The following is a 10,336-nucleotide window of genomic DNA, read 5'->3' as shown; positions in this document are numbered from 1 at the left end:
GTCAGTACAGTGAACTGTCGAACACACGGGGGAGGAGCGCGGGCATGGAAGCCTACGTGGACGGGGGCGGCGGGTCCTACGCGATGCGCGGGATGAGCGCGGCGGCGGTGCGGTACAACGCCGAGACGATGACCGATCTCAAGCAGGGCATCGACGCGATCATCGACCAGCTCGTCGCCTCCGAGGCCGACAAGGGCAAGATGGAGGCCGATCCCGTCCAGCGCGGCCAGTTCGGCGGCGGCGGAGCCGGCTGGAGCGAGGCGAACGGCATCTACACGTCGTACTCGACCGTCGTCGGCAAGCTGACGGAGCTCTCCGGCCTCCTCAAGGACTGCCTCGAAGGGCTCAGCATCGCGGTCGTCGTCTCCCGCGACGGGTTCCAGGAGATGGACGACGACGTCAAGCAGAAGATGATCAACATTCATCAGCGGACCGACGACGCCAAGACGAAGGCAGACCGGGAAGCCGGACGCATCCCGACGAGCGAGGGCAGCCAGGAAGCCGCGAGCGACAGCGACAGCGCCTACAGCTAGCGCCGGTCGGCACGGTCGGACGGGGTCACGAGGCATACGGGGAAGAGGCGAAGGATGAGGGACGCAGAGAGCAGCGGATACGGCGGGACCAACTTCTACGCCATGACCCACCAGAAGATGCTGGAGTGGCTGGACGAAGCCAGCGAGCCCTCCGTCAGGCTCGCGGGCGACCGCCTGCGGCAGGCGTCCCTGGACCTGATGGACGTCGCCGAAAAGCTCAAGGGCCGCGTCGGCACGGCCAACGAGGAGTGGAAGGGCGAGGCACAGCAGGCGTTCGACGAGTGGGCCATGAGCATCGTCAGCTCGACCCTCTCGCTCAGCGACTACAGCGGCAACTCGGCCACCTGGATGGCCAACGCCTCGCAGGCCATCGCCAGCGCGAAGAGCGCCATCCCCCGCTACACCTCGCACGAGCAGGCCAAGGCCAACCTGCGGGCCGCGCAGGACTACCCCAACGACCCCGACTCGGCCGTCGTCGCCCGCAACGCGGCGAAGGCCGCCGCGGCCAGCGACAAGCTGGACGACATCCTGGCCAAGGAGGCGCAGAACAAGCAGGAGGCGGCGGCCGAGATGACGCGGCTGTCGTCCTCGTACACGTGGTCGAGCTACTACATGTCGAGCTTCGAGCCGCCTACGTTTCCGCCGCCGCCGGGGGAGTTCGTGCCGGAACGCACTGACCGGCTCGGCAGCGGCACCGCCGACTCCACGTCGGGAGGGCAGCGGTACTCCTCGTCCTCGGATACGAGGTCGGGGACGCGGTCCGACACGGTCACCGGGACGCGACCGGACGCGAACACCGGGACGGACACCGACACGGGCACGCCTCCCTCGCAGTCCCACACCCCTTCGACGCCCGACACGCCCTCGACGCCGCCGTCCGGAGACTCCACCGGGCCGAGCCGGCCGAGCACGCCCGACGGCCACACCGAGACGCGGCCGGACACCCCGGCAGACCTCGGCATCGACAGCGTCGAGACGCTGCCGCCGAGCACCACCGGACCCTCCGGGCAGACCGGACCGACGGGGCAGAACCCCGGCGGCGGGCCGCCGGTCACCAAGCCGGAGGGCGGCGCCACGCCGCCGTTCGTCACCACCACCGGCATCCCCCCGGCCGCCGGCAAGGGCGGGCTGCCGGGAACGCTGCCGTCCACCGGCCCCGTCACCGGCGGCAGCCGTGGTCCGCTCGGCTCCGGGCGCGGCATGCCCGGTCTGCCCGGCATGCCCGGCGCCGTCCGTGAGGGCATCAGCGGCGGCCGTCCGGTCCCCAGCACGCAGGGGCGGCCCGCCACGGGCATCCCGCGCGGCACCGTCATCGGCGGCGAGACGGGCGGGCGCAACGGCTCGGGCGTCGGACGCGGCGGCATGGGCATGGGCGGCGGGATGGGCGGTGCCATGGGCGGAGGCTCGGGTGCCGGCCGCAACGGCGCGACCGGCCGTCGCCTCGCCGGTGAGACCGGCGGGATCGTCGGCGGCAAGGCACAGCGTTCCGCCGGCACCGGTGGCGCGCGGCCCTTCACGGCCGGCGGCTCCGGACTCGTACGTGGCGGCAACACCCGCCCCGACGAGGAGCGCGAGGAGCGGAACGGAGAGCGTCCCGACTACCTGGTCGAGGACGAGGAAACCTGGCAGCAGGGCAACCGCCGTCCGGCGCCGCCCGTCATCGACTGATCAGCGCGAGGAAGCAGATGCCTACCAGCAGTATTCGTCGTCGCCGTGCCCGCCTGACCGGGTCGGCCGCCTTGGGGATGCTGCTCGTGGGCATCGCTTCCGTACCCGCCCACGCGGAGGGCGTGCGGGACCGCCAGTGGCACCTCACCGCGATGAAGGCCGAGGAGATCTGGCAGATCAGCAAGGGTGAGGGCGTCACCGTTGCCGTCATCGACAGCGGTGTGGACCAGGAACTGCCGGACCTCAAGGGTCAGGTCGTCAAGGGCAAGGACTTCGACCCGGGCAAGGGGGGTGACGCCGGCACCGACCACGAGGGACACGGCTCGAGCATGGCCGTCCTCATCGCCGGCACTGGTGCGGCGAACGGCGGCAAGGGCGCGTACGGCCTGGCTCCCAAAGCCAAGATCCTCTCCATACGAGTACCGGGAGGCGGCGGCGACGGCAACGCGGCTGACGGAGAGCGGCGGTTCAACACCGTCGTGCCCGAGGCGATTCGTTCCGCCGTCGACGCGGGGGCGAAGGTCGTCAACATCTCGCTGGGTTCGCGGTCGGGCTCGCAGAAGCTCACCGATGCCGTGAAGTACGCCATGGACAAGGGGGCGTTGGTCTTCGCCGCCGTCGGCAACACCGGCGACAAGAGCAACACGGTGGAATACCCCGGCGCGACCCCCGGTGTCGTCGGCGTCGGCGCCACCGACAAGAACGGGAAGTACGCCTCGTTCTCCCAGAGCGGCCCTCAGGTCGACGTAGTCGCCCCCGGCAAGGACGTCGTCGCCACTTGCGCGGCCGGGCCCAGCTGTACCTTCAACGGTACGAGTCACGCCACCGCCCTCGCCTCCGCCACCGCCGCGCTCGTCTGGTCGAAGCATCCCGACTGGACCAACAACCAGGTCCTCAAGGTCATGCTCAACACCATCAACAAGCCCGCCGGTGGTGAGGAGCGCAGCGACTTCATCGGGTACGGCATCCTGCGGCCGCTCCGTGCGGTGAAGACGCCCGGGGACCCGGGTCCGGCCGGGGTCCGGCCCATCGGGGACCTCGACGAGACGCTGACCACGGCGCCGCCCTCGGCCGACACGCCCAGCGGCACGCCTACCGACACGTCGGCCGGTGGCGCTCCCTCCACCGGCGCCACCTCCGCCCCGGCGCCCGCTCCCGTCGCGCAGGCTGACAGCGACGAGGGCGGCAACACCGGCCTGTGGATCGGCCTCGGGATCGGCGCGGCCGTGCTGCTCGGTGTCGGGATCGCCGTACCCGTCCTGCGTTCGCGACGGAGCTGACGCCCGTCGTGCGACCCGTACTGACGCGACTCGGTGCCGTCGCCGTGTTCGCCGGAGTGCTCGTGGGCTGCTCCGGCGAGGACGCCCCGGCCGGGGCGGAGGGGCGTGCGGCGGCCGAGGTCTGCGACGGGTTCGCCGCCGCGCCCGCCGCCACGGAGGCGCTCCGGCTCCTGGGCGGCGGCGAACGGTTCCGTGACGACCTGTCCGAGCCCGGCAAGGCCCTCACGCTGCTCCGCGAGGCCTCCCGCGCCCCGCTGGCCGACGCGTACCGGCCGCAGGCTCAGCCCTACTGCTGGCTGCTCGCGGCCGAGCGCGCCGAGGACGCGGAGAAGTCCGTACGTGTCGAGCTGAGGCCCGTGAAGGCCGCGCCCTCGGCGGATTCCCGGCGTGCGGACGAGGTCACCGCGTACGCCTCCGGCCTCCGCGCCTACGCCGACGACGACCTCGGCAAGGTCTTCTTCTCCTGCCGTCTCCCGGCGCCCGCCCACCCCTTCGTCGTCGAGACGGCCGTGTGGGGACCCGACGGGGCGACGACGGACGACGGCCCCGGGACGCGCACGCGCCTGATCACCCTCGCCAACGCGGCGGCCGGCCACGTCGCCGCCGAGCTGGGCTGCGCGGACACGGGTCTCGCCGAGGGCGTGCCGGTGCCGCAGAAGGCGTAGGGCCCCGGGGCTACTCGCCGTAGACCGGGAGCGCCGCGATCCGGCCGCCGCGTCCGAGGAAGACGCGGTGGGCGTCGCTCACCAGCTGGTACGGGCCCTCGCGCTGCATCGTCACGGTGAACAGGTCCTCGCCCGTCGTCTTCTTCACCGCCTTCATGGTGGCGCCGTCCGGTTCCAGCAGCCAGACCGTCCCGCCTTCGACCACGGGGGCGGTCACCGAGCGGCTCGTGCTGCCCAGCCCGCCGAGGGGCACATGCCACTCCGTGCTCGAACTGCGGGCTTCCACAAGGGTGGTGAGGCGGAAGGCCTGGTACCCGTCGATGGCCACGACGGCCTCGCCGTCGGCGCACGGGCTGCTCCAGCCGAAGTCCCGGTCGCCGAGGTTCCCGGTCTCCTCCTCCCAGAGGGAGAAGCCGTCGTCGAGTTTGCGCGCGATCAGGTCGGGACCGGCGACGTAGACCGTGTCGCCGCTGATCGCCGGTGCCTGGCCGTACGTGCCCTGGTCCTTGAGCTTCCACACGGTCTCGCCGGTGGCCGTGTCGACGACGTCGACCTGGCCGTCCCGGCCGTGGATCACGAGCCGCTTCCCGCCCACGGCGGCCTTGGCAGGGCCGAGCGAGGAGCGGGGCGAGAGCAGCGGGCGGCTCCAGGACGTCCTGACGGCCCAGGCGTCGACGGCGCGCAGCCGGTCGTCCTTCGTCACCACGTAGACGTGGGTGTCGTCGGCGGCGAGGACGTCGACCGCGTCGGCCGGGGTCTGCCAGACGGGCTTGCCGCTGGAGGCGACGAAGGCGTGCAGGACCCCGTCCTTGTCGGCGCCGACGACGAGCCGGTCGGCGACGGAGGCGTAACCGGCGTCCCCGTTCAGCTCCTTGGCGCGCCACCGTTCCTTCCCGTCCGTCACGGAGAGGGCGAGGAGCCCGGCCGTCTTCGCCTGCACGACGAGCACGTCCCGTACGGGCAGGGGGAGACGGCCGCCGGGGGCGGTCACGTCCAGCGGCCCCCACAGGGCGTCCGGGGCCTTCCCCGGCTCGCTGTCGATGAGCGAGGCGAAGGCCGCCTCGGGCTTCGGTACGGCCGGGGGCACGTCGGCGGTCGGGGAGTTCGCCCCGTCCCGGTTCAGCCACCACGCCCCCGCGCCGCCGCCCGCGCCCAGGACGGCCACGCCGACCGCCGCCACAGTCAGGAAGCGGCGCCGGGTCGTCGGGGCGGAGGGTACGGCGGTGTCCTCGGGCGCGGCCAGGCGCTTCGTGGCGGTCTCGCGGCGCTTGATGTCCTCGGCGAGCGGGCCCTTGCGCCAGGCGCGGTCGGCGCCCTTCGGCGGCGCGAAGGCCTCGGCGACCTGCGGCGCGAGGGGCCGGAACGCGGGGTCCTTCGCCAGGCACGGGCCGATGAGCTCCTGGAGCTCCGGCGGGACCGCGCTCAGGTCCGGGGTGCCGTGCACCACCTCGTACTGGAGCGCCGCCACGTGCCCGGCGTCGAAGGCGCGCCGTCCGCTCGCCGCGTAGACGAGGACCGCGCCGAGCGAGAAGAGGTCCGAGGCCGGTCCGACGCGCTGCCCGAGGACCTGCTCGGGGGCGCCGTACCCCGGCGTGACGGGGATCTGGCCGGTTGTGGTGAGGGTCAGGCCGTGCTCGGGGCGGGCGATGCCGAAGTCGATGATCCGGGGGCCGGTCGAGGTGAGCACGATGTTCGCGGGCTTGAGGTCGCGGTGGATCAGCCCGGCGGTGTGGATGTCGTGCAGCGTGCGGGCCAGCCGGGCGGCGAGCGCGCGGACCGTCGGCACGTCCATCGGGCCGTACGCGCGGACGGCCTCGTCGAGCGTCGGTCCGGCGAGGAACTCGGCGGCCATCCACGGCCGTCCGCCCTCGGTCCGCGCGCCCAGGATCCGTGCCACACCCGGACTGGTGACCGCCCGCGCCATGTCGGCCTCGCGGACGAAACGCTGGGCGAGGTGCTGGTCGTGGGCGAGTTCGGGGCGCAGGACCTTGACGGCGGCGGGCGTGCCCTCGCCGTCCCTGCCGACGTACACCTTGCCCATGCCGCCCTCGCCGAGGACGCCGAGGAGGCGGTACGGGCCGAGCCGGAGCGGGTCGCCGGTGGCGAGGGGCTTGACGGTCACGAGTCTTCGCTTTCGGGTTCCGGGTGAGTGCTGTCAGGAGAAGGGGAGGGACACGACCGACGACGGGCCCGCGCCGATGATCCGGGTCCTCGCCGTGTCGACGACGTACCGGGTCGCGTCCGTCGGGAAGACCCAGGCCGAGCGGCGGGTCTTCCGGTCGATGGCGCTCAGGCCGCCGAGGACGGGGGCGTACACGTGCGTGGTCCCGACCACCGGCGTGCGGAGAGGGTCCGGGCTCAGGTTCCGGCCGGAGGGAGCCTCTTCCCACGTCTTCGTGCCCTTGCCCGCGTCGAGGGCGACGAGTCCCCGGCCGGCCTCGTTGACGTACACCAGACCGTCCGAGACGACCGGGACGCCGAACGACCCGCCCTTGCCGTACTCCCAGGCCGTCCCGCCGTCGGTCAGGCGCAGCGCGCGCAGGCGGTCGCCGCCGAGGTAGAGGTGCCGCTCGTCGGCGGCGAGCTGGCCGGGGATGAACTGCATCGAGTCCTTGAGCGGGACGCTCTCGCGCCACAACTGGCGGCCGGTGCGGACGTCCCGGGCCTGGACAACGAAGTTCTCCAGGTCGCCGCTGTTCTTGCCGAGGACGAGCCGGTCGCCGACGACCTCGGCCAGCCACGGGCGGACGCCGTCCCAGACGTACGGCTGCCGCCAGATGACCTTGCCCGTGCGCGGGTCGACGGCGATCAGGTGCCAGCCGGTCTCGGAGGTCGCCCGGTCGCCGATCCGCGAGGCGGCGAAGAGGCGGCCGCCTGCGGCGGTGAGGAGGTGGGTGCCGAACTGCGAGCCCTCGAAGCTCTTGATCGTGACGGTCTTCCGCGCTTCCTCGCCGGTGCGGGCCGCCAGCGTCCGGATCGTCAGGGCCGTGGGGCCGTCGCTGGGGCCCTCGGAGACGTAGAAGTACGTGCCGTCGGTGACGATCTGCTCGGGGTCGACCATGCCGTCCTCCCACAGCATCGCCCCGTTCCGCGTGTCGAACGCCCGGAACGACACCGTCTCGGTGAAGCCGACGACGTCCCCGGCGACCAACGGCGTCGCCCTCTCCTCCCGGTCCAGCGACTCCGCCCGCCACAACGCCTTCGGTGCCCCGTCCGCCGCCGTCGTCGCCGGTACGGCCGTGGGGCCCGCGGCGGTCGGGGTGGCGCCCGGCGGGGTGTCGTCGCGGGTGCTCAGCCACGTCCAGAGGCCGCCGCCCGCCGCCGCCGTGCCGACGAGGGCGGCGCCGCCGAGGGTGAGGAGGCGGCGGCGGGAGAGCCGGGTCGTGGTGACGGTCGGGGCCGTCGCGGACTCGGCGGGGGCCGGGAGGCGGCGGGGGGTGTGGGTCCAGACGTCGGTGGCGCGGCGGGCGATGTCGGCGAGGAGCGGCGGCGGCAGGTGGTCGGCGAACTCGCCGTGTCCGTCGTGGAGGTGGTCGATCAGCGCGGCCGTCGTCGGGCGGGCCGCCGGGTCCTTCGAGAGGCAGGCGGTCAGGACCGGGACGAGGCCCGTCGGCACGCCGCCGAGGTCGGGGTCCGCGTACCGCACGCGGTAGAGCAGGTCGGCGGGCGAGCCCGTGCCGAACGGGCCGTGCCCGGTCGCGGCGAAGACCAGCACGCCCGCCAGCGCGAACACGTCGCCCGCGGGCGGGTGTTCCTCGCCGCTCGCCTGCTCGGGCGACATGAACGCGGGGGTGCCCGCCGCCGCGCCCGTACGCGTCAGGTGGTCGTCGCCCGCCGCCCGCGCGATGCCGAAGTCGATGATCTTCGGTCCGTACGCGGTGACGAGCACGTTCGAGGGTTTCAGGTCGCGGTGGACCACGTCCGAGGAGTGCAGCTGCGCCAGCGCGCCCGCGAGCGCGGCGCCGAGTGCGCGGACGGTCGGCTCCGGCAGCGGGCCGGCGAGCGCCACGGCGTCGTCGAGCGGCGGGCCGAGGACGTACTCGGTCGCCAGCCACGGCGTCTCCGCCAGCGGGTCCGCGTCGACCACGGCCGCGCCGTGCCGCGCCCCGATGATCCGCGCCGCGTCCGTCTCCAGGCGGAACCGTGCCCGGAACGCGGGGTCGGTCGCCAGCCGCGCGTGCACCGTCTTGAGCGCGACGGTACGGCCGCCGGGGGAGCGCGCGAGATAGACCGTGCCCATGCCGCCGGAGCCGAGGCGGGCGAGGAGCCGGTACGTGGCGACGGCGGCCGGGTCGTCGTGGGTGAGGGGCGACAGCATGGGCGGGCGGGGTCCTTCAGGGGCGGGTGGTGGGTGTCGGGGGAGTGGCGGGGCGCCGGGTGGGGCGCCGGGTGGGGCGCCCGGCGGGGCGCTCGCGGGGTCCGCGTACGCGGACTAGCGGGAGGCGGCCGCCTCCGGGAGCCGTGCGGCGGACGCCTCCGGGAGTACGGGGAGTTCCGCCGCCAGCAGTTCTGCCGACTGCCTCGCCAGCGCCGCGACCACCCGGCCCGGCAGCCAGCCCGGCGTGAGCAGCGCGCCGGCCGAGTCGAGGACCGTGTGGTGCGCGGTCGGCGGGGCGAAGGAGGACGTTAGGGCGGCCGCCGTGGGGCGGTCGGCGGGGTCGCGGGCCAGGCAGGCCGCGATCAACGGGCGCAGGGCGGGCGGGAGTTCCTCGCGTTCGGGCACGGTGTGACCGGTGGCCGCGTACGCGAGGACGGCGCCGAGCGCGTAGACGTCGCCCGGCGGGCGCGGGCGTCCGCCCGTGGCCTGCTCGGGTGCGAGCGCGCCCGGGTCGAGGCCCGGCAGGCCGGTGCGCGGTGTGCCGTCGGGTCCGGCGGCCCGTACCGCGCCGAAGCAGGTCAGGCGGGGGCCGTCGGCGGTGAGGAGGACGGCGGCGGGGGAGACCCCGGCGTGGGTGACGCCCTGGGCGTGCGCGACGGCGAGGGCTTCCGCGAGGGTGGCGCCGACGGCCCGGACGGTGGTCTCGGGAAGCGGGCCGCCGTGGACGGCGAGGGCGACGGGGAGCGGGAGGGCGGGCACGTAGGGGCTCGCGTACCAGGGGGTGGGGACGGGCGTCGTCCGGTCGGCGCCCGCGTGGTCCGTCACCGGGGCGATCCACGGGCCGACGAACCGGTGGGCCGCTTCGGCCTCGGCGGCGAAGAGCGTCAGGTCGGCGCCCGGCAGCGGGGCGCTCAGCAGGACCGTGCGTTCGCCGTCCGCGCTGCGGGCGACGAAGCGGTGGCAGGGGACGGCGGTGCCGGGCGGGTCGAGGCGGGTGACGAGCCGGTACGGGTACGGCTTCGGGTGCGGATGCGTATGCGGGCGCGGGGCCTGGTGTGGGCCGGGGTTCTCCTGCGTGCGCGGTCGTTCCACCCGTGACTCCCCCTGTCGGTGCGGCGCTCCCGGGGCCACCCGGTGCGGGACGAGCCTATCGAGGCGGTGTCCGGGGCCGGTCCTCGGCTCCGGCCGGAAGGTCCGGGCTGTCCGGGTTGCGAAGGTGAAGTGGGGATGGGGGTGCCGTGAAGCTTCGTGAAGTGCCGTGAAGATCTCGCTCCGCGCGGAATTTACCGGCCGGAATTGCTCGAACGCTTGGCCGGGGGACTACGATCGCCGTGATTTCCACGGCTCGGAACTTGCTGAGGCGAAGCCGGAAGCGAGCCGAAGCGAGTCGAAGCGAGCCGCGGGCGAGCCGGAACCGCACGAGCGCACACCGCACGGGGGAGAGCATGTCGTTCGAAGAGGAGTGGGCGTCCGTACGGACGACGTCCACGGCCAACGTGAGCATGAGGCTCAACCAGGTGGCCCCCGAGCCCGGCGGTGGCGGCGGCAGCGCCGACCTCAGCGTCGACCAGGACAAGCTGGGGGAGATCGGCAGCGCCGCGTACGCCCTGCACGGCCGGCTGGTCAAGGACGGCAACCACGCCCGTACGAGCACGACGGAAGCCGCGACCGGCATGTCGAGCAACGGCTTCCTCACCGGCTCCGCGATGTCGACCGTGCAGGAGACCTGGAGCTCGCAGCTGAACACGCTCGCCGACGCCTGCGCGAACATCTCCAACCACCTCGACTACAGCGCGGCCTCGCACGCCAAGGAAGAGGAAGACATCCGGGCGTCGCTCGCGGCATCCAAGATCAACGAATACCTCAAGTAGG

The 10,336-nt window shown here is 73.9% G+C and carries 8 protein-coding genes; 5 read left to right on the top strand and 3 right to left on the bottom strand.

The features are described 5' to 3' along the window. Positions 1-44 precede the first annotated feature (44 nt). From ACFC0Z_RS32560 to ACFC0Z_RS32545, 4 genes are read left to right on the top strand one after another with little or no spacing between them, the layout of a single operon-like run. The gene (locus tag ACFC0Z_RS32560) at positions 45-533 is read left to right on the top strand and encodes a hypothetical protein (protein ID WP_376445668.1); all 489 of its coding nucleotides are present in this window, start codon (positions 45-47) and stop codon (positions 531-533) included. A 54-nt stretch (positions 534-587) separates the two neighbouring features. Then, positions 588-2,201, top strand: coding sequence for a hypothetical protein (locus tag ACFC0Z_RS32555; protein WP_376445666.1), 1,614 nt, complete (start codon positions 588-590; stop codon positions 2,199-2,201). Between the two features lie 17 nt (positions 2,202-2,218). Next, a complete protein-coding gene (gene mycP / locus ACFC0Z_RS32550) occupies positions 2,219-3,481 on the top strand; it encodes a type VII secretion-associated serine protease mycosin (protein WP_376445663.1) in 1,263 nt (420 codons plus the stop codon). A gap of 8 nt (positions 3,482-3,489) precedes the next feature. Continuing rightward, entirely contained in the window at positions 3,490-4,146 is a 657-nt protein-coding gene (locus ACFC0Z_RS32545) for a hypothetical protein (protein WP_376445660.1), read from the top strand. Positions 4,147-4,156: 10 nt separating this feature from the next. On the opposite strand, the gene ACFC0Z_RS32540 is transcribed toward ACFC0Z_RS32545, so the two are convergent. The 3 genes from ACFC0Z_RS32540 to ACFC0Z_RS32530 form a co-directional block, all read right to left on the bottom strand. Further along, the gene (locus ACFC0Z_RS32540) at positions 4,157-6,268 is read right to left on the bottom strand and encodes a serine/threonine-protein kinase (protein ID WP_376445658.1); all 2,112 of its coding nucleotides are present in this window, start codon (positions 6,266-6,268) and stop codon (positions 4,157-4,159) included. A 33-nt stretch (positions 6,269-6,301) separates the two neighbouring features. After that, positions 6,302-8,464: a PQQ-binding-like beta-propeller repeat protein gene (locus ACFC0Z_RS32535; protein WP_376445655.1), complete on the bottom strand. Its 2,163-nt coding sequence runs from the start codon at positions 8,462-8,464 to the stop codon at positions 6,302-6,304. Positions 8,465-8,578: 114 nt separating this feature from the next. Continuing rightward, positions 8,579-9,556, bottom strand: coding sequence for a serine/threonine protein kinase (locus tag ACFC0Z_RS32530; RefSeq protein ID WP_376445652.1), 978 nt, complete (start codon positions 9,554-9,556; stop codon positions 8,579-8,581). 353 nt (positions 9,557-9,909) lie between these two features. Between ACFC0Z_RS32530 and ACFC0Z_RS32525 the strand changes: the two genes are divergently transcribed. Beyond that, on the top strand, positions 9,910-10,335 hold the full coding sequence (locus ACFC0Z_RS32525) for a hypothetical protein (RefSeq protein ID WP_376445649.1): 426 nt from the start codon (positions 9,910-9,912) through the stop codon (positions 10,333-10,335). Position 10,336: the final 1 nt, after the last annotated feature.

The sequence above is a fragment of the Streptomyces sp. NPDC056144 genome, from assembly GCF_042264145.1.
Taxonomy (GTDB): Bacteria; Actinomycetota; Actinomycetes; order Streptomycetales; family Streptomycetaceae; genus Streptomyces.
This window is presented reverse-complemented; position numbering and strand designations above follow the sequence as displayed.

Excerpts from the sequence above, each read along its gene's own strand:
- ACFC0Z_RS32560 (WP_376445668.1), top strand. The coding sequence starts at position 45 with ATGGAAGCCTACGTGGACGGGGGCGGCGGGTCCTACGCGATGCGCGGG.
- ACFC0Z_RS32525 (WP_376445649.1), top strand. The coding sequence starts at position 9,910 with ATGTCGTTCGAAGAGGAGTGGGCGTCCGTACGGACGACGTCCACGGCC.
- ACFC0Z_RS32535 (WP_376445655.1), bottom strand. The coding sequence starts at position 8,464 with ATGCTGTCGCCCCTCACCCACGACGACCCGGCCGCCGTCGCCACGTAC.
- ACFC0Z_RS32555 (WP_376445666.1), top strand. The coding sequence starts at position 588 with ATGAGGGACGCAGAGAGCAGCGGATACGGCGGGACCAACTTCTACGCC.
- mycP (WP_376445663.1), top strand. The coding sequence starts at position 2,219 with ATGCCTACCAGCAGTATTCGTCGTCGCCGTGCCCGCCTGACCGGGTCG.